Annotated in this window: 20 protein-coding genes and 4 tRNA genes; 18 read left to right on the top strand and 6 right to left on the bottom strand. The window is 41.7% G+C overall.

The features are described 5' to 3' along the window. Positions 1-123: 123 nt before the first annotated feature. The 16 genes from dnaB (at position 124) to rlmN (ending at position 15,087) form a co-directional block, all read left to right on the top strand. Positions 124-1,488, top strand: coding sequence for a replicative DNA helicase (dnaB, locus tag BW986_RS14155; RefSeq protein WP_076368494.1), 1,365 nt, complete (start codon positions 124-126; stop codon positions 1,486-1,488). Positions 1,489-1,779: 291 nt separating this feature from the next. Then, positions 1,780-3,072, top strand: a complete 1,293-nt coding sequence (locus tag BW986_RS14150) for an adenylosuccinate synthase (protein ID WP_076368493.1) — start codon at positions 1,780-1,782, stop codon at positions 3,070-3,072. Between the two features lie 267 nt (positions 3,073-3,339). After that, positions 3,340-3,415 (top strand) — tRNA-Lys (locus BW986_RS14145). Between the two features lie 8 nt (positions 3,416-3,423). Further along, positions 3,424-3,495: transfer RNA gene (locus tag BW986_RS14140), tRNA-Glu, on the top strand. A gap of 23 nt (positions 3,496-3,518) precedes the next feature. Next, a tRNA-Asp gene (locus BW986_RS14135) sits at positions 3,519-3,594 on the top strand. Between the two features lie 28 nt (positions 3,595-3,622). Next, positions 3,623-3,695, top strand: a tRNA-Phe gene (locus BW986_RS14130). Positions 3,696-4,104: 409 nt separating this feature from the next. Continuing rightward, positions 4,105-5,523: a peptidoglycan DD-metalloendopeptidase family protein gene (locus BW986_RS14125; RefSeq protein ID WP_076368492.1), complete on the top strand. Its 1,419-nt coding sequence runs from the start codon at positions 4,105-4,107 to the stop codon at positions 5,521-5,523. Positions 5,524-5,801: 278 nt separating this feature from the next. Then, entirely contained in the window at positions 5,802-6,509 is a 708-nt protein-coding gene (yycF, locus tag BW986_RS14120; protein ID WP_034316131.1) for a response regulator YycF, read from the top strand. Positions 6,510-6,514: 5 nt separating this feature from the next. Then, entirely contained in the window at positions 6,515-8,347 is a 1,833-nt protein-coding gene (walK, locus tag BW986_RS14115; RefSeq protein ID WP_076368491.1) for a cell wall metabolism sensor histidine kinase WalK, read from the top strand. Next, positions 8,344-9,681: a YycH family regulatory protein gene (locus BW986_RS14110; protein WP_076368490.1), complete on the top strand. Its 1,338-nt coding sequence runs from the start codon at positions 8,344-8,346 to the stop codon at positions 9,679-9,681. Before walK ends, BW986_RS14110 begins: the two co-directional genes overlap by 4 nt. Further along, positions 9,668-10,465, top strand: coding sequence for a two-component system regulatory protein YycI (locus BW986_RS14105; RefSeq protein WP_076368489.1), 798 nt, complete (start codon positions 9,668-9,670; stop codon positions 10,463-10,465). Before BW986_RS14110 ends, BW986_RS14105 begins: the two co-directional genes overlap by 14 nt. Positions 10,466-10,471: 6 nt before the next feature. Further along, entirely contained in the window at positions 10,472-11,266 is a 795-nt protein-coding gene (locus BW986_RS14100; RefSeq protein WP_076368488.1) for an MBL fold metallo-hydrolase, read from the top strand. 255 nt (positions 11,267-11,521) lie between these two features. Then, on the top strand, positions 11,522-12,733 hold the full coding sequence (locus BW986_RS14095; protein ID WP_076368487.1) for a S1C family serine protease: 1,212 nt from the start codon (positions 11,522-11,524) through the stop codon (positions 12,731-12,733). 175 nt (positions 12,734-12,908) lie between these two features. Beyond that, positions 12,909-13,070, top strand: a complete 162-nt coding sequence (locus tag BW986_RS14090; RefSeq protein WP_065310847.1) for a CxxH/CxxC protein — start codon at positions 12,909-12,911, stop codon at positions 13,068-13,070. A gap of 388 nt (positions 13,071-13,458) precedes the next feature. After that, positions 13,459-13,938 (top strand): 23S rRNA (pseudouridine(1915)-N(3))-methyltransferase RlmH, encoded by a 480-nt coding sequence (gene rlmH / locus BW986_RS14085; RefSeq protein ID WP_063234290.1) that lies wholly within the window; start codon positions 13,459-13,461, stop codon positions 13,936-13,938. An 81-nt stretch (positions 13,939-14,019) separates the two neighbouring features. Further along, a complete protein-coding gene (rlmN, locus tag BW986_RS14080) occupies positions 14,020-15,087 on the top strand; it encodes a dual-specificity RNA methyltransferase RlmN (protein WP_076368486.1) in 1,068 nt (355 codons plus the stop codon). A 63-nt stretch (positions 15,088-15,150) separates the two neighbouring features. On the opposite strand, the gene BW986_RS14075 is transcribed toward rlmN, so the two are convergent. Beyond that, complete coding sequence (locus tag BW986_RS14075) at positions 15,151-15,483, bottom strand: heme oxygenase (protein WP_063234288.1); 333 nt, start codon at positions 15,481-15,483, stop codon at positions 15,151-15,153. 297 nt (positions 15,484-15,780) lie between these two features. Here BW986_RS14075 and BW986_RS14070 point away from each other — a divergent pair, with 297 nt between their 5' ends. Together BW986_RS14070 and BW986_RS14065 are read left to right on the top strand one after the other, a co-directional pair. Next, entirely contained in the window at positions 15,781-17,229 is a 1,449-nt protein-coding gene (locus BW986_RS14070) for a DEAD/DEAH box helicase (RefSeq protein ID WP_076368485.1), read from the top strand. 282 nt (positions 17,230-17,511) lie between these two features. Beyond that, positions 17,512-19,581 carry a catalase gene (locus BW986_RS14065; protein ID WP_076368484.1) on the top strand — a complete coding sequence of 690 codons (2,070 nt, stop codon included), beginning with the start codon at positions 17,512-17,514 and terminating at the stop codon, positions 19,579-19,581. A gap of 65 nt (positions 19,582-19,646) precedes the next feature. On the opposite strand, the gene pepT is transcribed toward BW986_RS14065, so the two are convergent. The 5 genes from pepT to BW986_RS14040 all read right to left on the bottom strand — a co-directional run bounded on the left by pepT (position 19,647) and on the right by BW986_RS14040 (position 26,479). Continuing rightward, the gene (gene pepT, locus BW986_RS14060) at positions 19,647-20,882 is read right to left on the bottom strand and encodes a peptidase T (protein WP_076368555.1); all 1,236 of its coding nucleotides are present in this window, start codon (positions 20,880-20,882) and stop codon (positions 19,647-19,649) included. Positions 20,883-21,047: 165 nt separating this feature from the next. Then, a complete protein-coding gene (locus tag BW986_RS14055) occupies positions 21,048-22,511 on the bottom strand; it encodes an alpha-amylase (RefSeq protein WP_076368483.1) in 1,464 nt (487 codons plus the stop codon). A gap of 744 nt (positions 22,512-23,255) precedes the next feature. Continuing rightward, positions 23,256-24,995: a CotH kinase family protein gene (locus BW986_RS14050; RefSeq protein WP_076368482.1), complete on the bottom strand. Its 1,740-nt coding sequence runs from the start codon at positions 24,993-24,995 to the stop codon at positions 23,256-23,258. Between the two features lie 69 nt (positions 24,996-25,064). Continuing rightward, positions 25,065-25,760, bottom strand: a complete 696-nt coding sequence (locus BW986_RS14045; RefSeq protein ID WP_076368481.1) for a DUF4956 domain-containing protein — start codon at positions 25,758-25,760, stop codon at positions 25,065-25,067. Positions 25,761-25,795: 35 nt separating this feature from the next. Next, positions 25,796-26,479: a polyphosphate polymerase domain-containing protein gene (locus BW986_RS14040; protein WP_076368480.1), complete on the bottom strand. Its 684-nt coding sequence runs from the start codon at positions 26,477-26,479 to the stop codon at positions 25,796-25,798. Positions 26,480-26,494 lie beyond the last annotated feature (15 nt).

Genomic DNA, 26,494 nt, shown 5'->3' with positions numbered 1-26,494 from the left:
CTGTGAAAAATTGATAAAATAGAGATAGATGAAAAATGTGATTGGGCACGTTGTCCTTTCACTTTTTTCTTTTTTACTAGAAACATATAAAAGGTATCCTCTTAGAATGGGAGGTTTTAAGATATGATAGAACAATTTCAGGATAGGATTCCCCCTCAAAATATAGAAGCCGAACAGGCAGTGCTAGGAGCCATTTTTCTTGAGCCCTCTTCATTGACCGTTACATCGGAAGTTTTGATTCCGGAGGATTTTTACAGAAGCTCTCATCAAAAAATCTTTAATGTGATGCTTAAATTGAATGACGAAGGAAAAGCTGTCGATTTGATTACGGTGACAGAGGAATTGGCTGCGACAAAAAACCTTGAAGAAGTTGGCGGCGTTTCTTATTTAAGTGAATTGGCCGGATCGGTGCCTACCGCGGCCAATATTGAATATTATGTCCGCATCGTCGAGGAGAAGTCATTGCTGCGTCGTTTGATCAGGACAGCGACCAACATCGCTCAGGAAGGCTACAGTCGCGAGGACGAGGTCGAGGAGCTGCTCGGGGAAGCAGAAAAAACGATCATGGAAGTGGCCCAGCGCAAGAATTCCGGGTCTTTTCAAAATATTAAGGATGTATTGGTTTCGACGTACGATAACATAGAAGTTTTGACTACCCGTACAGGGGATGTCACGGGAATACCGACAGGGTTTGCTGAACTGGATCGAATGACAGCAGGGTTCCAACGTAATGACCTCATCATAGTGGGTGCCCGTCCTTCGGTTGGTAAAACCGCTTTTGCATTGAATATCGCTCAAAACGTTGCGACTAAAACGGAAGAGAATGTAGCGATTTTCAGTCTTGAAATGGGTGCAGAGCAGCTCGTTATGCGTATGCTCTGTGCTGAAGGGAATATCAACGCCCAGAATTTACGGACAGGTTCCTTAACTGATGAGGATTGGCGTAAACTGACGATGGCGATGGGAAGCTTGTCGAATGCCGGCATTTATATCGATGATACGCCAGGTGTGAGGATTGGTGAAATCCGTTCAAAATGCCGTCGTTTGAAGCAGGAACATGGCCTTGGCATGATATTGATCGATTACCTGCAGTTAATTCAAGGCGATGGCCGTTCAGGCGACAACCGTCAGCAAGAGGTATCCGAGATTTCACGTTCACTCAAAGCGCTCGCTCGTGAACTTAAAGTGCCCGTCATCGCCCTTTCCCAGCTATCGCGGGGAGTGGAGCAGCGTCAGGATAAGCGTCCGATGATGTCTGATATCAGGGAATCCGGGAGTATCGAGCAAGATGCCGATATCGTCGCATTCTTATACCGTGATGATTATTATGATAAAGAATCCGAGAATAAAAATATCATCGAAATCATTATAGCGAAACAGCGTAATGGTCCAGTAGGCACGGTTTCGCTTGCATTCGTAAAAGAATATAATAAATTCGTTAACCTCGAACGCCGCTTCGATGATGATTCGATGTCTCCAGGCGCATAGGGAACTGCCTGCCATTTTTGCAATGGCGGGCTTTCTCTGTTTTTGGAAAAAGAAAAGGCCTTATGATAATAGAAAAAGAAATCAAAGGGTACAATAATGATTGACAATCCAAAACCCAATGTAAAACCGGAAAGAATTTTCTCATATTTACGAACGAAGTATTTATTGAAAAGTGTATTGTTCGGATTTTGTATTGACTTCCAGTTTGGATTATTGATAAAATAGGTTTGTTTGATAAGAACCGGTTAAAATGATCGGTATTACGTGAACCTTTGGAGGTGCTTTATTCAGATGTCATCAGTTGTAGTAGTCGGTACACAATGGGGAGACGAAGGTAAAGGTAAAATAACAGATTTTCTATCCCAGAATGCGGAAGCCATCGCTCGTTATCAAGGTGGGAATAATGCAGGGCATACAATAAAATTTAACGGCGTTACCTATAAACTGCATTTAATTCCGTCAGGGATTTTTTATAGTGATAAGATTTGTGTCATTGGAAATGGTATGGTGGTTGATCCAAAAGCTCTTGTAGAGGAGCTTGCTTATTTACATAGCCATGGTGTGAGTACGGATAATCTTCGTATCTCGAACCGTGCACATGTCATCCTTCCTTACCATATCAAATTGGACGAAGTCGAAGAAGACCGTAAAGGCGCCAACAAAATTGGAACGACTAAAAAGGGAATCGGCCCTGCATATATGGACAAAGCTGCTCGTAACGGGATCCGCATGGCAGACCTTTTGGACCGTGAAATTTTCGAGGAAAAATTGTCTCAAAATCTTGTCGAAAAAAATCGTATGTTTGAACGTTTCTATGAAACGGAAGGTTTCAAAATCGAAGATATCTTGGAAGAATACTATGAGTACGGACAACAAGTGCAGAAATATGTTTGTGATACATCCGTTGTATTGAATGATGCACTTGATGAAGGGAAACGGGTATTATTCGAAGGGGCACAAGGTGTCATGCTTGATATCGATCAAGGAACATACCCATTCGTCACTTCATCTAACCCAGTTGCAGGCGGAGTTACGATCGGTTCTGGTGTAGGTCCTACGAAAATCAACCATGTGGTTGGAGTATGTAAAGCATATACAAGCCGTGTGGGCGATGGTCCTTTCCCGACAGAATTGCATGATGAAGTCGGCAACCAAATCCGGGAAATTGGCCGTGAATATGGTACAACTACAGGCAGACCACGCCGTGTAGGCTGGTTCGACGCTGTTGTCGTTCGCCATGCTCGCCGTGTCAGCGGGATTACCGATCTATCATTGAACTCGATAGACGTATTATCAGGTCTTGATACGGTCAAAATTTGTGTGGCTTATGACTATAAAGGCGAGATCATTCATGAGGTACCAGCGACTTTGAAAGCGATTGGCGAATGTAAACCAGTCTATGAAGAGCTACCAGGCTGGTCAGAAGACATCACAGGTTGCAAATCATTGGATGAGCTTCCAGAGAACGCTCGCCACTATGTAGAGCGCGTATCTCAACTGGTAGGCATTCCTTTGACCACTTTCTCTGTCGGTCCTGACCGTAACCAAACTAATGTCGTGAGAAGCCCTTGGCGTCTAGCGTAATTCTTGAAAAGAGAGCTGGCTTTTTTGCCGGCTCTTCTTTCGTTATTAATGCATTATATGTCACATTCAGGAGGTCCGGGATACTGAATGAATGGATTAAACTGTTGGAAAATGAAAAAAATAAGAAAAAAATAATTTTATTTCAAAAAACTATTGCCTAAACTATATAAACCATGATATTATCAAAAGCGTCGTCACAATAGAACAAGCCATTAACAAGATACGGATGTTAAGTTAACATCCCGAAAAGAAACATTTCATTAGTACGAGCCATTAGCTCAGTTGGTAGAGCATCTGACTTTTAATCAGAGGGTCGAAGGTTCGAATCCTTCATGGCTCACCATTTTTTCCGGCCCATTGGTCAAGCGGTTAAGACACCGCCCTTTCACGGCGGTAACACGGGTTCGAATCCCGTATGGGTCACTTCTTTATATAAATGCTTTACTGGTCCCGTGGTGTAGCGGTTAACATGCCTGCCTGTCACGCAGGAGATCGCGGGTTCGATTCCCGTCGGGACCGCCATTTTATTTTTTAAAAAAATAGAATATTTGGCTCAGTAGCTCAGTCGGTAGAGCAAAGGACTGAAAATCCTTGTGTCGGCGGTTCGATTCCGTCCTGAGCCATCCTTTTATAAACGCCTTTCCTTTAGGGCGTTTTTTTGTTTTGAGTCCAGATGTATTTTGAATGAAATCTTGTTAATAGATTGTTAACGATTTGTAACATACCAATTTCGGCCAATTTGGCATATAACCCGCTTTTAACCATGCTGGGCCTAGGCCCACTCCTTTTTCTGCAGTTTATTGAACGTGCCCCATTCCTCTATTTATTGGTACATGTTGTCACCATTTATACAGTTCCATTACATTATGAAGTCTGTTTCTTGTTTTTTTTCTTAATATGGTAGAGTTATGAGTGATAAAAATCATTAGAAATCAGTCATAAGCATGTGGATATTTAAATTGGACTAATAAATCTCGAAATAAAACTAATTAGTTTCTTAATTGGTGACTGAGCCGTTAAGGAGGACAATATATGTTTAGCTCAAAAGGCAAGGGGACCATCCTGTTGATGGTTTCCGTCATTTTAATGCTTGCAGGAAATCGGGTAACTGCTGCCGGGATATCGGAAACTGCAACCATACAGCATGTTTATCTTAACGACGAATTCGTCGGAAGTGTGACGGATGAAACGGAAATCGAAAAGATCGTAGCCGATAAGGTAGAAGAAGCACAGGAAGATTATCCGGACTTTACATTCGATAAGGAGGCACAGCTGACTTTTGTACCTGAAGAGGTATTCGATGAAGAGGTAAAAGAGGAGCAGGCTGTCAAGGGAATTCAAGATCAGTTGAATGTGAAGGCAGAGGCGTATGAAATTGACATAGATAATCAGGCGGTCGCTTATGTTGCGTCAAAGGAAGATGCCGAGGAAGTTCTGGAGAAAATCACTTTATTATATGTGAATGAAGAGGAATACGCTGAATATGAATCAGGTAAAAAGGAAAGTGAAAAAGATACGGATTCGTTAAAAGAGCCAGGAAGTAGAATTCTGGACATCGAATTTTCACTTCCCGTCACGTTTAAAGAGACAATGGTATATCCAGACGAAATCAAGAGCGTCGATAAAACCCTTTCCATGATAGAAGAAGGAAAGGAAGGAACGATGATCTATGAGACAAAGGAAGATGAGGATCTTGAAGCCATTGCCACTAAGCATGATATGGACCTGGATCGCCTGCTGGAGCTAAATCCGGGACAGGATGAGAACAAAGGTGTTAAAGAGGGCGAGCGGCTCTATGTGACCCAACGTATCCCCTATGTGAACGTAATGGTAGAAAGAGAAGTATTTAAGGAAGAGAGAATTCCATTTGAAAAGAAAGTGAAGGAGGATGACGAACTTCCAAAGGGTGAGCTCATCACTGAACAAATCGGGAATGAGGGGATTCTTGCGTTCACCTATAATGTATCCGAAACAAACGGAAAGAAAATCAGTGAAACGATCGTAAAAAAGGAAGTCACGGAAAAAGCCAAAACAGAAATCACCAGAAAAGGCACCAAGGTCATTCCTTCACAAGGCAGCGGTACATATTCATGGCCTGCAGATGGGGGCTATATTTCCAGTAAGCAGGGCCAGCGCTGGGGGAAACTGCACAAAGGTATAGATATTGCCCGACCAGCAACCAGGACGATAACGGCAGCAGATCATGGGATAATCGAAACTGCCGGAAACTCCGGAGGATATGGAAATAAGATAACGATCAATCATAATAACGGGTATAAGACCGTGTATGCCCATTTGGATTCAATAGATGTACAAGCAGGACAAAAGATTGAAAAAGGCATGAAAATTGGCATGATGGGTTCAACGGGGAACTCGACCGGTGTCCACCTCCATTTTGAAATATATAAAAACGGGTCTCTCGTTAATCCGCTAAACTATATAAGCCAGTAATCGATGGAAGTCTTCGAAAAATATTCGAAGACTTCTTTGCTTCATACATAGATGAGAATAATAGGAAAAAGGTGATTTAATGCCTATAAAATGATAAAGTAGAATAGAGACAATTTGCTTTCATTCCGGTGTTCAGCCCCTTTTATTGGGTATATATATGTAAGTTTGCTGAACTAGGTTGCCAGCTTGGTGCAAGCAGAAGGAAAAGTGAATAAGGTCCCGGATAAGGACACGGTTTTTAATAGATTCAGTTCAGTTATTAAAAAGGAGATAAGTACATGGATAAAAAGATTCTGGTAGTGGATGATGAAAAGCCAATTGCTGATATATTACAATTCAATCTAAAAAAGGAAGGCTATGAAGTTTTTTGTGCTTATGATGGCAATGAAGCCCTCAAAATGGTAGAAGAACGGCAACCCGATTTGATTTTACTTGATATCATGCTACCGCAGCGCGATGGGATGGAAGTTTGCAGGGAAGTAAGGAAGAAGTATGAAACGCCGATCATCATGTTAACGGCAAAGGATTCAGAGATTGATAAGGTCTTAGGATTGGAGCTTGGTGCAGACGACTATGTGACAAAGCCATTCAGTACCCGGGAAATAATTGCCCGCGTTAAGGCGAACCTAAGACGTCAGCAAGCTGTTCCGGTTCCCGATCAAGAGAATGAACCGAAGGAAATTACGATAGGAACGCTCACTATCCATCCGGATGCCTATGTGGTATCCAAGCGGGGCGATACGATTGAATTAACGCATCGCGAATTTGAGTTGCTTCATTACTTAGCGAAGCACATCGGTCAGGTCATGACAAGGGAGCACTTATTACAAACCGTGTGGGGCTATGATTATTTTGGTGATGTGCGGACGGTCGATGTAACGGTCAGACGTCTTCGTGAGAAGATTGAAGACAATCCAAGCCACCCTGGCTGGATTGTAACTAGAAGAGGGGTCGGTTATTACCTGCGTAACCCTGAACAGGAGTAGTCTCTATGAAAAAGGTTGGTTTTTTTCGCTCAATTCATTTTAAATTTGTTCTGATTTATGTATTGCTCATTTTCGTAGCTATGCAAATAATCGGGGTATATTTTGTTGGGGAATTGGAAGAAAATCTTGTCGGGAACTTTACGAAATCAATAAAAGGTCACGTTAACCTGCTTACCTACAGTATTGGTGAAGAAATGGAAAAAGAGAGGGGAGAGGAAGATCCAACCCTCGAAGAAGCGATTGATACGATATTGAAAGACCGGGATAATTCATCGAATGATATTTCGGAAGTGCGTGTCATCGACACCCGCAGCAGACGCGTGATCGGGACTTCAGCCCCAAGTAACCAGGATATTGTAGGGAAGAAGACAACGGAGGTCCTTATTAAGAATACGCTCATTTATGGAAAAGAAGATAGTGATATATTTCGGGACAAGAAAACAGGCAGGCGGCTCTGGGTCCTTTCGACACCCATTGAAGCAAATGGGGAGGTCATTGGCGCCGTCTATGTAATAGCAGAGATGGAAAATGTCTTTGAGCAGATGGATGAAATCAATAGTATCTTTATGACGGGGACGGCCATCGCCCTAGTCATTACGGCCATCTTGGGGATCCTGCTCGCACGAACGATCACAAGGCCGATGTCAGATATGAGAAAACAGGCCCTGGTGATGGCGAAAGGAAATTTCTCCAGAAAAGTTAGGGTGTATGGCGATGATGAAATTGGCCAGCTTGCCGTCACTTTCAATAATTTGACCAAAAAGCTTCAAGAATCGCAATCAAGCACAGAAGGAGAGCGGCGCAAGCTTTCTTCTGTACTTTCCAATATGACCGATGGTGTAATTTCGACGGACAGGCGCGGTCGGGTGAACTTGATCAATGAACCGGCGGCACGATTATTGGATGTCTCGAGTGAAACCGTCATGAACCAACCGATCATTGAGGTTTTGGGTCTTGAAGAAGAATATAAATTTGAGGATTTACTGGAAGAACGAGAGTCCATTATCCTTGATTACAGCAAAAAAAACCGGCCTTTCATTTTGAGGGGGAACTTTTCGGTCATTCAAAAGGAAACGGGTTTCGTCAATGGTTTGATTACTGTTTTGCATGATATAACTGAGCAGGAAAAAATCGAGAGCGAACGCAGGGAGTTTGTTGCCAATGTATCACATGAACTGCGAACACCGTTAACGACGATGAGAAGTTACCTGGAAGCATTGGCTGAAGGTGCATGGAAGGACGAGGAAATCGCTCCATCCTTTTTAAGCGTTACCCAAAATGAAACGGAGCGAATGATCAGGCTTGTTAATGATCTGTTACAGCTTTCGAAAATGGACAGTAAAGATTACAGGCTTAAAACGGGCTGGGTGAATTTCAATAAATTCTATGACCACATCATCGATCGTTTTGAAATGTCGAAAAATGATGACATCACGTTTAAACGTGATTTGCCGAAGGAAGCTTATTTTGTGGATATTGATGAAGATAAAATCACCCAGGTTCTCTATAATGTAATCTCCAACTCCTTAAAGTACTCACCTGAAGGGGGTCAAGTGACTTTCCGCGTCAGGGCATCTGATGGCTTTATCATTGTGAGCATTACAGATCAAGGAGTGGGTATCCCGAAAAACGTCATTGATAAAATATTTGACCGCTTCTACCGTGTGGATAAAGCAAGGGCCCGTAACTTAGGCGGGACAGGGCTTGGTTTAGCCATTGCAAAAGAGATGGTCGTGGCGCATGGCGGGAAAATATGGGCGGAAAGTGTGGATGGAAAAGGAACTACCGTGTTCTTTACACTTCCTTACGAACAGGAAGAAGAGGATGATTGGTCATGAATTTTGAACGTGCAAAAAGTATCATACTGACTATTTTGGTTGGGACAAGCATTTTTTTGACATGGAGCATTTGGACGTACGAGCCTGAATATGATCCATTTGAACAATCGTCGGAATTTATAAGGATTAAAAGCGATGTCCAGATTGTCAGTGATGTCATTAAACCAGTCAGTATCCTTTTCCATGGCAATGGGCAGCATTTCCAAACTTCCGATCCGGTGGAAATAAATGAAATGGAAAAAGAATTTTCGCAATGGCGTTTCAGCGGCATAAAAGAGGTATCCGTAAAAAGGCTGCAAAGGAAATTTGAGGATTTTGTCCATGAAGATGGGTCGATTGAAATAGAATTTACCGATGATATACCCATCGCCCTTTATAAAACGGTATTGAATATAACGGATAAGGAAGTGCCTGGATTTTCATTCGATCGAATCATCATTAAACAAAAGGATATCCGTGGTAAGGAATCTGCCGTTTATTTTGTTTCCTACGATCAAGAGAAGATTTATCAAGGGATGGTCGACACTAAAAAACTAAGGAATTTCATGGATTCATTTTATAGTGGTTCATACGATAAGCACCCTGAATACACGGCTGAAACCATAAACAGCAAAAGGACGCTGTTCGTTCCGGAAAAGCCGGTGGAGATCAACAAACTTGAGTATTACATTGATTACTTGGATATTGGGAACTTGAAAAATGCGTTATTTATTTTTCCGAAGTTCGTACGCCAGGAACCCGTTTCGGTCGGTGAGGAATACACGGATGGAACAAGACTTATGACGGTCAATAAAGATCATTATCTTATTTCTTATATCAATCCGGCACAAAAGAGCAAGCGATTTGACAGTTCCAGTGACCTTTTGCAAAAAAGCATTGATTTCATCAATGATCATGACGGTTGGGAAGATAACAATTACCGCTTTGCCTATATGTCGGAGAATGAACAGCGAGTGGTATTCCGCTTATTCGTAAATGGTTATCCGACCTTCAATGAATCTGGGATGACAGAAATCGAGCAAATATGGGGGAAAGAAGAAATTTATAGCTATGACCGCCCATACTTTTCACTTGACTCAGTCCTCCCGTCAGAAGGAGCGGTAGTAATTTTACCAAGCGGTAGAGAAGTATTGAATAAGCTGAAATCGATAGATAATATCGATTTCAAAAGCGTGGAGGACATCTCGATTGGCTATAAACTGAATAAATCCCTCGATTCCAAACTTGTAACACTGGTTACACTCGATCCCACTTGGTATTATCGTATCGGCGATAAATGGTTTATGGTGCCTTTTGAAGAAGATTCGGGAGGCGATCAAAGTGGATTGGAATAATACAAAGTCGATTTTCATCATGGTTTTCTTCATTTTGAATATTTTTCTTCTTTATCAATTCCTGGAAAAGATTAATGACTCCCAATATGAAAGTTTCACGGAGTCCTCAACGGAAGAACTGTTGAAAGAAGATGAGATTTCAATAGAAACCCCACTTCCGAAACAAAAGATGAAGGATCAATTCCTGATTGCCCAAAGCAAGACTTTCGAGAAGAAGGATATTCAGCACCTGAAAAACCAAAAAGCAAGAATCATCGATGATAAGAAGCTTGTGGGTACATTTAAAACACCGGTTGGCATGAAAGCGGAAGTTCATGCTGCAGACCTTGATATATTCCTGAAGGAGTATATTTTAAATGGAAGTGAGTATCATTTTTGGAGCTATGATGAAATCAACCAGACCATCATCTGCTATCAAGTGGCAGATAAAAAGATGTTTTATAATAATAGTAAAGGGAAGGTCACTTTATATCTGAACAAGAAGGGTGAAATCGTTTCCTATGAACAGATGTATTTAGAGGGCATCGAAAAATTCAATAAACCTAAAGAATTGGTATCTGCATTAACTGCTATTGGACAATTGTATCAGAATGGTGATATTGATCCCAAAAGCAAAGTCACGAATGTAAAACTGGGCTTTTATAATTCGCTTCAGACGACATCTGTGTCACATTTACTTGTGCCAACATGGTGGGTGGTCATTGATGACGAAACGGATCTCTTCGTGAATGCTTTTGATGGAGAGGTCATTGAATTGAATACAGAAGAAAAAATACTGGAGTGAGTAAAGATGACAATGCATTTTAGTGTTCTCGCAAGCGGGAGTACAGGAAATGCCTTTTTCGTGGAAACGGAGGATCAATCATTCCTTGTCGATGCCGGCTTAAGCGGTAAAGCCCTGGAAGCATTGTTTCAGGATATAGGCCGTGATATGTCGAAGTTATCCGGTATCCTCGTTACCCATGAACACAGCGACCATATTAAAGGTCTTGGCGTGGTTGCCCGAAAACATAAACTCCCGATATATGCGAATGCAAAAACATGGAATGCCATGGATCGATCAATCGGTGAAATTGCAACAGAACAAAAATTCACATTTGAAATGGAACAGGTCAAAACGTTCGGCAGTCTTGATATAGAATCTTTTGGCGTTTCACATGATGCGGCAGAGCCGATGTTTTACGTCTTTCATCATGAGGATAAGAAACTTGTGGTCATTACCGATACAGGGTACGTTAGTGACCGGATGAAAGGAATCATCTCAAATGCCGATGCTTATGTATTTGAAAGTAACCATGATGTGTCCATGCTGAGGATGGGAAAATATCCGTGGAGCATCAAGCGCCGGATTTTAAGTGATGTCGGACATGTTTGTAATGAAGACGCTGCCCTTGCAATGAGTGAAGTGGCAGGTGATAAGACCAAGCGGATTTACTTGGCCCACTTAAGCCTTGATAACAATATGAAGGATCTAGCAAGAATGTCGGTGGAACAGACGTTAAAGACAAAGGGGATCATCGTTGGCGAACAATTTTCCTTATATGATACTGACCCGAAAAGACCAACGGAGCTTGTTACGTTATAAATAAAAGGAATGGATGAGGGATACCTTGTTCATTCCTTTTTTTATTTTAAAAAATTCCGATTCGTAAGTTACGAATCGGATTAAAAGGGGTATCGTTTGGTTAGAACTGTATAGGTAAAAGGAAAGTGGCTTTATTCCCTTAAATAAAAGCATTCATTTTTTTAGAAAAAATTCGGTAATTGAGTATAATTGAGGGAGGATACCAAACAATAGAATTGCTATAATACATTCCTAAAATGAGAGGATGGGGCGGTCTTGGGTTATTATGATCAGAATGATGAGAACCAAAATAAACGGAAAAAAGGCTATACGGGCTATTTTCTAGCAGGCTTGGGGGGCGTCATCATCGGGGCCTTACTTATTTTACCGGGAAGCGGGCTGTTAAATAACGATGATAACGAAATTACAACGGAGAAATCAACAGAGAATGAGCCCGCGGAGCAGTCCCAGCAAAACCTTACTCTTGATGTAACAAGTGCTGTCACAAATGCTGTTGATAAGGCCAGCGACGCAGTAGTCGGGATCACTAACATTCAGGAAACGAACTTCTGGGGTCAAGGGAGCAACGCCGAGGACAGTTCGGCAGAAGCCGGCACTGGTTCTGGAGTCGTCTACAAAAAAGATGGGGGCAAAGCCTATATCGTCACGAATAATCACGTCATTGAAGGCGCCAATGAACTGGAAGTTACATTAAGTGATGGCACTAAATTACCAGCTGAACTACAAGGTAGTGACCCATGGACAGATTTAGCTGTCATTGTCGTGAATGGTGATAAAATCAAAACCATTGCTGAATTCGGGAAATCCAGCAAATTGAAACCTGGTGAGCCCGTAATTGCCATTGGCAATCCATTAGGCCTCCAATTCTCTGGATCGATCACACAAGGGATCATCTCCGGTTTGGAGCGTACGATAGAGGTTGATATCAATGAGGACGGACAAGTGGACTGGAATGCGGAGGTCATCCAGACCGATGCGGCGATTAACCCAGGTAACAGCGGGGGGGCACTCGTAAATATGTCAGGGCAGGTCATCGGAATAAATTCGATGAAGATTGCGGAAAATGCAGTGGAAGGAATCGGTCTTTCCATTCCGATTGATTCAGTTATACCGATTATTAATGATATAGAGGAATTTGGTGAAGTGAAACGTGCCTACTTGGGTGTGAACTTGGCATCTGTAGAAGAGATTTCCCAATACCATCAACAAAATACATTAAAGTTACCAAGGAAAGTTACATCTGGCGTTGCAATAACAGGCGTTCAAAGCAACTCTCCAGCATCCAAAGCTGGATTGAAGGAATTTGACGTCATTGTTGGAATGGATAATGAAAAAATTCATGACGTTGTGGAATTACGAAAATACCTTTACAACGAAAAGCAAATCGGTGATAAAGTCAAAATCATTTATTACCGTGACGGAAAGAAAGAAACTACGGAAGTCAAACTTTCAAGCAGCGAAATCTAAAAGCACAAAAGGACAGGGGGAAAAATGCCTCCTGTCCTTTCTATTTCCTTGCGATTTTCTTATTTTTTGTTACGATTACCTGTGGATATATACTTAAATTAATAATCTCATGTAACTTGTGGATAATTGGAATGGAAGTACTGGGAATAATGAGTGGGAAAGGAGATATGAAAAGATGAAATTATATTGCTGTCAGGAACACGTGGATATGGCGCTGGATGAAGTGGTATACGAATGTGAAACCTATCCTGTTTTAACGCTGGTTCCCGAAGAAAATCAGTTATCAACAACCTGTGAATATTGTCGAAACGTGGCAATATATCTAGTAGGGAACTAATATTCCCATACAAGATGTGGATAGATTTTGTGGATATGTGGATAACTTTTGTGGATAACATGTTCGTAACCTGTTCTTAACATGTTCTTAACATTTCCGAAGAATGAAGCGGCGTGTGAAATGGTTTAGATTCGTGCTTTTGGCTGTACGAATAATCAACATAATTCTGCATCGGATTTAACTAAGTCGACCCTAATTTATTCAATACACATTAAAAAATAATGAAAGTTACCGTTGCCGCTTTCAGGGGCAGCGGTTTTTATTTTAAAATGCATTAAAAATTGGAAAGGATATGCTTGTTTTGCTTATAGGGCACTGTAAGGTATGATAATAGGTAGGCAAATCCAACAATTGATAGTAAAAACATAATGAAAGCTAGAGGATATATATGAAAATAACGATTATTACTGTTGGCAAGCTAAAGGAAAAATACTTAAAGCAAGGAATTGCTGAATATACTAAAAGGTTAAGCGCCTATGCTAATATAGAACTTGTCGAAGTACCGGATGAAAAAGCCCCGGAGAACCTGAGTGCAGCAGACATGGACATTGTAAAGCAAAAGGAGGGTGAACGAATCCTGGCAAAAGTCAGCCCAGACACCTACGTAATAACGCTTGAGATCAATGGAAAACAGCTTACTTCAGAGCAGCTGGCCACTCATATGGATCAGCTCGCCACCTATGGAAAGAGCAAAATTGCCTTTATTATCGGCGGATCGCTTGGGCTTGGCACCGAGGTGTTATCAAGAAGCGATTATGCCCTTTCCTTCTCGAAAATGACCTTTCCGCATCAATTAATGAAACTGGTTCTGGTGGAGCAAATATATCGGGCTTTTCGGATAAATAGAAATGAACCATATCATAAATGAAATGACTGATTCCGGGGGAATTCCCCGTAAGGTTAATGGGATAACATATTAAATCTTAATGTAATGAAAAGAGGGTAACGAATGAATAAAGAGTCCATTTATGGTTTAACATTCGAACAATTGACAGCGTGGCTTTCGGACCATGGCCATAAAAAATTCAGAGCTTCCCAAGTCTGGGAGTGGCTTTATAGAACACGTGTGACGAGTTTCTCTGAAATGACGGATGTAAATAAAGAGTGCATAAAATTACTTGAAGAGCACTTTGTCATCCAGACTTTGACTGAGCACGTCAAGCAAGAATCAGCGGATGGTACAATCAAGTTTTTGTTTAAATTACAGGATGGAAATCTTATCGAAACGGTCATGATGAGACATAAATACGGAATTTCGGTTTGTGTCACCACCCAAGTGGGTTGCAATATTGGCTGCAGTTTCTGTGCCAGTGGATTATTGGCCAAAAGCCGTGATTTATCCAGCGGGGAAATAGTGGAACAAATCATGAACGTTCAACTTCATCTGGATAAATTGGAACAAGAGGATGTTGTAAGCCATGTTGTTGTAATGGGTATTGGCGAACCGTTCGATAACTTTGAAAATATGTTGGACTTTTTGAAGGTGCTCATGGACCATAAGGGCCTTGCTATAGCGGGCAGGCGCATTACTGTTTCGACGAGCGGTCTTGCCAATAAGATTTATGAATTCACGGATACCCAATTACAGGTGAATCTGGCCATCTCATTGCATGCGCCGAATAATGAGCTCAGGACACAGATCATGAAAATAAACCGAGGTATCCCGATAGAAAAATTGATGAAATCTCTTGATTATTATTTAGAGAAAACGAATAGGAGAATTACGATTGAATATATCCTATTGAAAGATGTCAATGACCATCAAGAAGAAGCCGAGCAACTCGCCACTCTTCTTGAGGACAAAAAACATCGGCTCTATGTCAACCTGATTCCATATAATCCTGTAGATGAGCATAGTCAATACCAAAGAAGTGAAAAAGAGTCCGTTCTCGCGTTTTATGATACGCTGAAAAAGAGAGGCGTAAATTGTAAAATCCGCCAAGAACATGGAACGGATATTGATGCAGCTTGCGGCCAGCTTAGAAGCAAGCAAATAAAGAAGGCTGAAGCCCAGTAATTCACTAAGAGAAAACAACAGAAAGAGGCTGCATATTTTGCGGCCTCTTTTTGTGTGATTTTATTATTTAGCTATTTCCTTTACCGAGGCGACTTCATACGTTGTAAGCTCGCTGCCTAGAATAGGAGATTCTTTTTTTGCTTCACCGGAACCTGGTTCAGGCCGTTTATGTGCAGCTTTGAATGCATCGCTATTTCTCCAAGCAGTAAAGTTATCAAGGTTTTCCCAGTACATATTAACGCTCAGTTCATCGTGGTCCGACAAATTCTGCGTTAATAATACTTCAACTTTTACGAAGCCTTCCGTAGTATCAAGTGGACCTGGTGCAGTAAATCCTGGGGCCATGACTGCACCCATCCCTTTTTTGACTCTGATTCTATTCGTTACGATTATCATAAATCAGCACTCCTTTTGGACATCGGTTTAGAAACTACACCCTATTTCGGCTTTTATATCATACATATTTTAGCATATTGAAAGAAGCAGGGTCCATTTTGATTAACTCAGATCATGATATCCTGATGACCGTTGTTTTAATGAAGACGAACGTTTCATTATATTGAAATAAGGCAATTGAAATTTGGTTAGTACAAGGTTTATCGATGCATATCGCGTATAATAGAACCTTGTATAAGGAATTTACGATTATGGAAACAATAAAGCAATATACTAAACAACAAAAGAGGCTGTCATATGAATGAATTGAGTTTTACTGATTATACATTAAGCGATGAAATTGTAAGGGCATTAGAAAGCTTGGGATATCAAAGTCCAACCGAAGTACAGCGTGAAGTGATACCAGTGGCGCTGAAAAAGCGGGATCTAGTCGTTAAATCCCAAACGGGAAGCGGCAAGACCGCTTCATTCGGCATACCGATCTGCGAAATGGTCGATTGGGAGGAGAATAAGCCTCAGGCGCTTATTTTAACACCCACACGCGAGCTTGCTGTACAGGTTAAAGAGGATATTACGAATATAGGCAGATTTAAAAGGATAAAGGCTACTGCGGTTTATGGAAAACATCCATTCGCACAGCAAAAAGCGGAATTGAAACAAAAAAGCCATGTAGTCGTTGGAACTCCGGGGCGTGTTCTGGATCATATCGAGAAAGGGACACTCGCCTTGGAACGCTTAACTCATTTAGTTATTGATGAAGCGGATGAAATGCTGAATATGGGCTTCATTGAACAAGTGGAAGCCATTATTAAAGAGCTTCCGAAAGATAGAGTAACCATGCTGTTCTCTGCTACGTTACCTGAGAGTATAAAAAAGCTATGCAAGCAATATATGAAAGATCCTTTGGATATTGAAATCAAAGCAAAGGGCTTAACAACGGAGAAAATTGAACATGCTCTTATTGAAGTGAAGGAAGATGATAAGTTTTCCCTGCTTAGAGATGTCACCATCACGGAAAACCCCGATAGCTGCATCATTTTCTGTCGGACGAAAGATAGGGTAGATCAAGTATGTGAACAGCTGCTGGAACTGGAATATCCGTGTGATATGATACACGGCGGCATGCTTCAGGAAGATCGCCTTGCAGTGATGAATGAATTCAGAAGAGGTGAATTCCGCTATTTGGTTGCGACAGATGTTGCTGCGCGTGGAATTGACATCGACAATATAACCCATGTGATTAACTATGACCTGCCATTGGAAAAGGAAAGTTACGTACATCGAACTGGAAGAACGGGCCGTGCCGGTAAAAAAGGAAAAGCCATTACTTTTGTGACGCCGTACGAAGACAAATTCCTTGCTGAGATTCAAGGATATATCGGTTTTGAAATCCCTAAGATGACTGTTCCTTCAAAAGAGGAAGTCTCCAATAAAAAATTGGAATTCGAAGCGAAACTGGAAGCTCGTCCCAAGATCAAAAAAGATAAAAGTGAACAGTTGAATAAACAAATCATGAAGTTGTATTTTAATGGCGGCAAGAAAAAGAAACTCAGGGCTGTGGATTTTGTCGGAACCATCGCAAAGATTGATGGAGTGAATGCAGAGGACATTGGGATCATTACGATCCAGGACAATGTTTCTTATGTGGAAATATTGAATGAAAAGGGACCGCTTGTCTTGAAAGTGATGAAAAATACGAAAGTAAAAGGCAAACTTTTGAAGGTTTCAGAGGCTTTTAAGAAGTAAAGGTGTTGAATGAAAAGAAGCGGGAAGATCGAAATATCGGTCTCCCGCTTCTTTTTTATATGTTAATGATCCGTCTCAAGTGTTTCAAAACTGGGGACGGGAAGCATTCCACCTATCCCAAAATGAACCTACCTACCTACCGTGAAGATTCTTTTTTTGAATTCTGTTTATCCGACAAAATAGAGTGGTATATGAGGAAGGATAACGCAATTTTTTCGAATCAATTAAGTACATACAACACGATTTAATCTGAATTCTTAGACATGGAGGGGAATGAGTGGGATGGCAAAAGCAAATGAAAACGGAAGAATCAATGAGCAAAGTAAGCAGCGACAGTTGGATCAATATCGAGTGGACGATAATGGGAAAAAGATGACGACTAACCAAGGTTTGCGCATTTCTGAGGATGAGCATTCTTTGAAAGCTGGAACGCGTGGTCCAACTTTGATGGAGGACTTTCATTTCCGGGAAAAAATGACACATTTTGACCATGAGCGTATTCCTGAGCGGATTGTCCATGCCCGTGGATCTGGTGCTCATGGATATTTTCAGGTATATGAACCGATGGCCGAATATACAAAAGCCAAGTTTCTTCAAGACCCTTCAGTCAAGACACCAGTATTCGTTCGCTACTCAACGGTGGCAGGTTCCCGTGGATCTGCAGACTCGGTACGTGATGTAAGGGGATTTTCTACAAAGTTCTATACTGAGGAAGGAAACTATGATTTAGTCGGAAATAATATTCCGGTATTCTTTATCCAGGATGCCATTAAGTTCCCGGATTTAATTCATGCGGTTAAACCGGAGCCTCATAACGAAATACCTCAGGCTGCGTCTGCACATGATACTTTTTGGGACTTCATCGCCAACAATGAAGAAACGGCTCATATGATCATGTGGCATCTTTCTGATAGGGCCATACCGAGAAGTTTCCGGATGATGGAAGGGTTTGGTGTCCACACATTCCGTTTTGTAAATGAACAAGGCGTGGCCCATTTCGTTAAATTCCATTGGAAGCCTGTACTTGGAGTTAAATCCCTTGTCTGGGATGAGGCACAGAAAATTGCAGGGAAGAATCCTGATTTTCACCGCCAAGATCTGTGGGAAGCGATAGATACCGGAAATTATCCTGAATTTGAATTTGGCGTGCAAATGATTAAGGAGGAAGATGAATTCAAATTCGACTTTGATATCCTTGATCCTACTAAACTATGGCCGGAAGAACAGATCCCGGTGAAAATAATCGGAAAAATGGTTTTGAATCAAAATACGGATAACTTTTTTGCAGAGACGGAACAGATAGCGTTCCATCCGGGGCATGTCGTACCGGGTATTGATTTTTCAAATGATCCGCTGCTCCAGGGACGGTTATTCTCATACACCGATACCCAGCTATCCCGATTGGGAGGACCGAATTTCCATGAGCTTCCGATTAATAGGACGGTTGCCCCCGTTCATAATAATCAACGCGATGGCATGCACCGAATGTCAATAAATCCAGGGCAGGTCAGCTACCACAAAAATTCCCTTGCAGGCAACTCTCCCGAACCTGCTTCGGAAGAGGAAGGCGGCTATGCACATTACCAGGAAAAAGTCGATGGCAGGAAGGTCCGACAACGCAGTGAAAGCTTCAAGGATCATTACAGCCAGGCTAAATTATTTTGGAATAGCATGACGGAAGTGGAGAAGGAGCATATTATTCAGGCGTTCCACTTTGAAGTGGGAAAAGTGAAAAGTAAGGACGTTCAGCAGCAAATCGTCGAGATGTTCAGCAATGTGGATGTCGAGCTGGCTAAAACGATCGCTATTGGGGTGGGCGTGAATCCTCCGGCCAACAAAAGTGAGGTCAAAATGGATTTGGCTTCTCCAGCTTTAAGCCAGGAGCAAATGAAGGTGAACACGGCCGCAACAAGGAAAGTGGCAATCTTGGCTGCAGATGGCTTCAACGGATCAGAGGTCAATCAAGTCTTGGAATCATTTAAATCTGCAGGGATAACGGCTGAAATCATCAGTCATAACCGTGGAGTGATTACAAGTTCTGAAGGACAGCAGGCCGAAGTGAATCAGACATTCCTGACAGCCGATTCGGTACTTTTCGATGCTGTATATGTGCCAGGAGGGCAGGAGAGCGTCAATTCTTTAAAGGCATCCAAGGAACCAATTTACTTTGTTGATGAAGCCTACAATCATTTCAAAGCAATTGGTGCGGGAAAAGAAGGAGCCGAGATCCTATCGAAGGCAGGCATCGGTTCCAATGATCCAGCCTCAGGCATTGTAGCTGTTACGGATAAAAATAGTGGTACTGTCTTTATCGAGGCGATTGCCAAGCACCGTCACTGGAATCGCGTTTAATATTGGATGAAAAACCCCCAGACTTGGAGTCGGGGGGTTTTTCAATAAAGGCATTTCGTATCAAGCTACATTGCTTTTTCTTCAAAAAGCGATGCAATGCCAACGATCACCTTAGTGGCCAGGATCATGTTATCGACGGAAATAAATTCATATTTGCCATGAAAGTTCTCCCCGCCCGTAAAGATGTTGGGTGTTGGCAGGCCCATATACGATAATTGAGAGCCGTCCGTACCACCGCGTATTGGCGATATTTTCGGTTTTATATCGAGTTTCTCCATTGCTTCGTGGGCAATATCCACGATTTCCTTTACGGGCTCAATTTTTTCCTTCATGTTGAAGTATTGGTCGTTTAATTCAAGCTGGATGCGGTTTTGCCCATATTTTTCTTTTAAATCTTCGATTACTATTGTTATATATTCCTTGCGTTCATTAAATTTTTGGCGGTCGAAATCCCTGATGATATAAGAAAGCTTGGTCTCTTCCACATCACCGTGAAATGAAATCAGATGATAAAATCCTTCGTAACCCTCCGTATATTCCGGTGCTTCTGCTACTGGGAGTTTATCATGGAATTCCATGGCGATTTTTGCCGAGTTGACCATTTTTCCTTTAGCCGTACCAGGGTGAATATTCGTACCTTTGATCAGGATTTTGGCCGATGCTGCATTGAAGCTCTCATATTCAAGTTCTCCAAGTGGACCACCGTCCACAGTGTAGGCAAATTGAGCATCAAAAGCATCTACATCAAACTTATGGGGCCCCCTGCCGATTTCCTCATCGGGAGTAAAAGCAACACGGATTTTTCCATGCTTGATTTCCGGATGCTGGATCAAATAATCCATGGCAGTCATGATTTCGGCAATTCCAGCCTTATTATCTGCTCCCAACAGGGTTGTCCCATCCGTTGTAATCAAGGTATGCCCTTTATAGTTCTTAAGCGAAGGAAAATCATCAGGTGAAAGAATGACATCCAATTTTTCATGTAAAGTAAGATCTTTGCCATCATAGTTGTCAATGATTTGCGGTTTTACATCTTTTCCAGTGAAATCCGTTGCTGTATCGACATGTGCCAAGAAACCGATTGTCGGGACATCCTTATTTGAATTGGCTGGCAATGTTGCCATGACATATCCGTTCTGATCAATTGTCACTTCCTTCATCCCAATCGATTGAAGTTCATTGACCAATGCATTTGCCAAGGTCAACTGTCCGGGTGTAGAGGGACATGATGGATTTTCCTCATTCGATTGGGTATCCACTTTCACATAAGAAGTGAATCTTTCAATGATTTCATTTTTCACTTTTCCTTCAACTCCTTTTTCCCTTATCTTACCATGATTGATCAAAATGGAAAAATTATCTTTCCCTATGTGGCATACAGACTTATTTCCAAGTCTTCAAGGGGGGTGTCATCAGCAAAGAACAGCATATCCGTAAATGACATGCCGTTCCTTGCTTATCTCTTTTTAGAGCGGATTATCCAAGGCCCATACCGATACGCTTTTTCCATGAACGGGGAAGGTCGCGAAACCATCTTCTTCAATGGTGATGTGGTCATCTCTATGACAAGTTAAATCACTCCAGATTTCACCAGCACGATGTTCACCGACGAACATCCTTTTTTCACTGTTGCGATCTCCATTCGAAATTATGACGGCGCACCCCGAGCCTTCTAGCTCTTCAACTCCGTGCCGGACCCAGCCTATCGTATTTGGATCATCAAAGTAATCAGTCTGTTCCCCGTAAGCTTTTTCATACCTTGCATATAAGAGGCGATCTAGAATGTCCTTTTTCCCTGGCACCGGAGAAGGCCCGCCGATTCCATAATAGTCCCCGTAAAAGACACATGGATAACCGCAAAGTCTAAGCAAGGTAAGTGCATATGCCGATGGTTTGAACCAGTCCTTTACCCAAGATTCCAGTGATTCATGGGGCTGGGAGTCATGGTTGTCGACAAAAGTGACGGCCTCTGCCGGATTGGTTTGGACGAGGGTATTATCAAAGATGGTTGAGAGGTCGAAGTCAGTTCCTGCGTTTGAGGCCTCATGAAATTTATAATGCAGGGAAACATCGAACAAGTTGAGGTCATGATTGGTTTGCTCTAAGTAAGTTTGACATGCTTTAACATCCGCCTTCCAAAATTCGCCGACCATGAAGAAATGTTCCTTTGTATAAGGAATGAGTTCTTGGAGAAATTCATTGATGAATTCATAATCGATATGTTTAACGGCGTCCAAACGAAAACCATCACACTTTAACGTATCAACCATCCATTTTCCCCAGCTAATCATTTCCTGACGAACTTCCGGCAGGCTATAATCGATGTTGGCAAACATTAAATAATCATAGTTTCCGAATTCATCGATGACATGCTGATTCCAGTGCTTGTTTTCGCCTGCGATTCGATATACACCCATTTTGTCGTTTTCGGCATCATAGTCTGTACCATTAAAATGAGTATGGTTCCACTTAAAATCAGAGTATTTATTTTTACGGCCTGGAAAATCGAATTTTGTCCAGCCTTCCATTTCAAATGGTTCTGAGATATCTTCCATACGGTTTTCTGGATTGACTTCAATCACTTTAAATTTTTCGGTTCCATCGGCTCCTGCTTTATGGTTCATGACTAAATCGATATAAACGCAAAGTCCGTAGTTATGACAGGTGGCTATCGCTTGCAGCAATTCATCTTTGGTCCCGTATTTGGTACGGACTGTTCCTTTTTGGTCAAATTCCCCCAAATCGTATCCGTCGTATATTCCATATCCATTATCCCCAACGGATTGCCCTTTGGTAACCGGCGGAAGCCAAACGCAGTCAATTCCTATATCCTTCAACTTGGAGGCTGCAAATTTCAATCTCTCCCAATGAGAACCATCTGCCTCAAGATGCCACTCAAAAAATTGCATCATCGTATGATTTCTTTTCATCCGTTTCCCCCCTGACACCGACCCGTTTTTAACAAAAGTGAAACTGTACGATCGGATAAAGTAATAATGGAAATCTTTACCCCCTAAATTCAATTGATAAACAAGTGAACAACCCTCTTGATTGAGGTTCATTTACCTCTCTATTTTACTATTTTATACCAAATAAGGGTATTTTATATTAATTAGCAGTTAAAAATTAATCAAACGTGAAGGAATAACCCGGAAAATGCCATGCACCAATTCAATAAAAAAGGTATCCCGAATATTTTGGGATACCTCAGATTATAGATAATTCGAAGAAAAGCAGTTTGCCTACCGTGTTCTTTAAAGGCTGTTTTCGCATACTTTGTTGCTATTCCAAGTAAAGCGGTGTGGTTGATTTCCCCTCCAGATGCTCGCTTTCCGCGGGGCGGGCGGTGAGCCTCCTCGGCGAAAACGCCTGTGGAGTCTCACTTGTCCCGCTGCTCCTGCAGGAGTCTCGCTCTTGTGCTCCAATCAACGTTAAATCGTTTCATTTTAAAAACAACAATCTTTACGAAAAGTGCCTCTTTAAAAAACGTTCATGTTGTTTTCAGAAATCCGCTTTCTTTCCGCTGGCCAGTTATTCGGCAGGAGTGCCGCAAATTTCTTCAATCTAGCAGGGGTCTCAAAAACAGTAAAAACATTAGTATGCCCTAGTTAATTAAGGATGAACCATTCCTAACCCCCTTTTGCACCTTTTTTATATTGGAGGGGGATAGTCTATTATCCTTTTTTACCTCTTCGTTTAAAGAAGTAGGCGAAAGCCATTGCACCTAATAATAGGATTAGGAGCAAGGAAGATAGTATGATCATATCTTTGGAGGAACTACTGTTAACTGCCCCCTTTTGACCCATGTTCCCGTTCATGCCAGGAGGTGCACCATTCCCGCCGCGGTCCATGTCAGGGGGCCCCATCGCAGCCTCATTCTCGCCGCCGCCCATGTTTGGTGGTTGCTGGCCTGCATTTGCGTCATCGCCCATATTAGGAGCTCCGCCTCCCATACCGCTTTCTGTCTCGGCTTCCACAACCAGGTCTCCAGAAAGCTGTGCCAAGATGGACTCAGCACGTTGGACAGCGAAGTCAACCAGGGTCTCCTCGCCTGACGTTGCTTCTGTATACTCGTCCATTGTATAAAACTTGGTCGGATCCTTTTTCACGTATGGTTTGATTAATGTGGAAATTTCAGTGGTCATTGCTTTCATATTTTCTTCAGAGAAAAAATCTGTAGCAATGTCGTCCAGATAATCATAATATTTTTCACGATACCCGTCGTTGGAAAGCAGGGCATTCAATAAAGGGCGATCTTCAAGGGCCGTACCTGAAACAGGCTCGGTAATGCTGAAGTTGATATTATTTTCATTCATGAAATTTGAGCTCATATCCATCATTCCGCCACCGTTCATATTTGGTGCTTCCCCACTGAGTTCCGTGTCATCCTGCTTATCAGCATCGTCGTTACTCTCAGCCGTAGCGCCATTTTTTTGGTCAGCGGCGATTTCACTTTTATTTTCTTGACCGGATGCGCCCGCCTGTCGACCGCCGCCTCCGGAAAAGCCTCCAAATGACATATTATAGTCCCAGGGAAGCATGGAAAATATTCCATTTTCTTCGTATAGATAGTAGTTATGCTTTAATGTGCCTTGATAATGATCGAGGTTGACGAGGGCCGTATTTGCTGCAAAGTAGCGTAATGTTTCATCTACATCCAAGACTTCTTCCAAATTCCCGCCATTATTGATAGCATCAAGCATCTTGATCATGGCAGATTGATCAGAATTTTCATTTGTTTTTAAGTTCAACCCTGTATAATCATCAATATCATCACTGATCCATTTTAAATCACTTCCGGTGCCATCAGGATAATAAAGGTCACCGTTACCAGATGCAAAGTTATTATTCAAAAATGTTTCATCAATAGATTCAACGCCTAAATACAAGCCCCATTCTTTTCCGTTGATGGTCACGTACATATAGGAATGTCCGGGAGTTGCTATGCCCATCTTTTCCATTAGCTCATACGAAAGGTACTCCCTCATATACGTGGGATCACTATAATTATTATTTAAATCGAATTCTTTCAGGCCGTGAAAATTTTGATCTCCCTGATAATAATCAAAGTCTATATTCCAGCTGTAACGTTCCGAATCTTCCATTTGGACAACAGAGTTTAAGGAAAGGTTTCCTTTGGTTCGAAACCCTACATTCTCAACTTTTTCCCCATTAATGGTCACATCGGATGCAACAACTTCCTTTTCAGAGGGGTTATCCAGGATGGAATCCAAATCCTCATCAGCCAATGTTATATCCACGGTTGTCACCTTACTTTGGTCAAATACAGATTCTGTATAAGTATTTCCTTTAGTTGCTTTTTCAACATGAAGATGGGGAAGGAAAAACATCACTGCCATAAAAATTATTATCAATAATGCACTGGTCGCTACAACATATCTTGTTTTTAACATGCCAAGGCTCCTTCCTCCTGTAGTCTAATATAGAGGGGTGGGCATGAATTTTTATGTCCGCCATCTTTCTTAAGCTGTGAAGTTGCCATCATAACTTAACATGATGGCAGAGTGAACGCTGTTCATGTCCTTGACTTGATTTATGAATTCCGCATTGTTATCTTTTAATCGAATTTCATATGTCACTTCGAGGTTATTATCCGCCATGACGGATTTCGATTTGACAGAATGCTTTTTCACCTTGTTGGATATCATTTCTTCTAACTTTTTTTCAATTGATGCATCTGAATATTTAATGATTAATAAAAATGGATTTTCAACAGTGATCCGATTGGCAAATATGAGCATCACAATACCTATTAAAATGGCACCTATGATAACCAGCGGAATTAGTCCTGCCCCGCATAAAATCCCGGATGCCGCTGCCCAGAATAGGAAGACCAAGTCCATGGGATCTTTGATGGGCGTTCTGAATCGTACGATGGAGAGGGCACCGACCATACCAAGGGAGATGACGATATTTGTCGATATGCCCATGATGATCAAAGCCGTGGCCATTGTCATGATGATGAGGGATATATTGAAATTATGTGAGTACATCACACCGGAAAAGGTCTTCTTATAAATGACGTAAATGAACAATCCGATGGCAAATGCCAACAGTAATCCAATTAGGGAGTCAATGATTGAAAAACTCTCGGTCTTGTCCAAAAAGCTTGATTTGAAAATATCATTAAAAGTGGTGCTGGTTGTCGTCGTATCCATTTTCTATTCCTCCAAAATTTATATGTTTGTTGCAATCAGCCGTATCTTCTGCTTAGTTGGTATTTTGAAAAAGCTGTTTTTCTTGTATCGATGATGGATAACAATTGTTTGATGATATCCGGAAGAAATTCGTCAAACTTTATTTCCAGGATGACACAATCTGGGTCTAAAGCATCGACCACGATCAATTCGGGATTCAGGAAGTCCGTATCCCGATAGCTCGTTTTCACATTACTGTCAAAGGTGACCCGAACATTTCCATACTCATAGATGAATACCTCCCTTTCATAGTCTACGACGGTTGTCGGCTTGATTTGGAAAAGGGTCATTTGAATGTATAAGTCCCTGAGGATATCCCTTGAATCCTGGGACATCCAATCTATATCCCCTGAACGAATCCGTTCGTATTCCTCGGCAGAAAGCCTGCACTTCTGTTTATAGGTAAGGTTATTCCGCTTACTCTTTTTTTCTAGATTGATGAAATTGGCATTATGATCATAAAGTCTAGCCCTGAACTTATCCCTGTGATAGAACCCCTCTGTTTTTTGCCGCAGGATTTTATTCTCAAAGTTATCGAAATAAACACTTCGAATTAAATATTTCCCATCACACCCATGGGGATCAAGTCTCATGAAGTTTTGCAGATTTTTTCTTAATAAATGACAATCCGCTTTGGTGATTGCATGTTTAAGTTCCCGCCTTCCCTTTAAACCGTTCATTGCCGTTCCTCCTTT

It is taken from the genome of Peribacillus simplex (genome assembly GCF_900156045.1).
Classification (GTDB): Bacteria; Bacillota; Bacilli; order Bacillales; family DSM-1321; genus Peribacillus; species Peribacillus simplex_D.
Note: the sequence above shows the minus strand (reverse complement) of the source record. Positions and strands in the feature narration are given on the sequence as shown.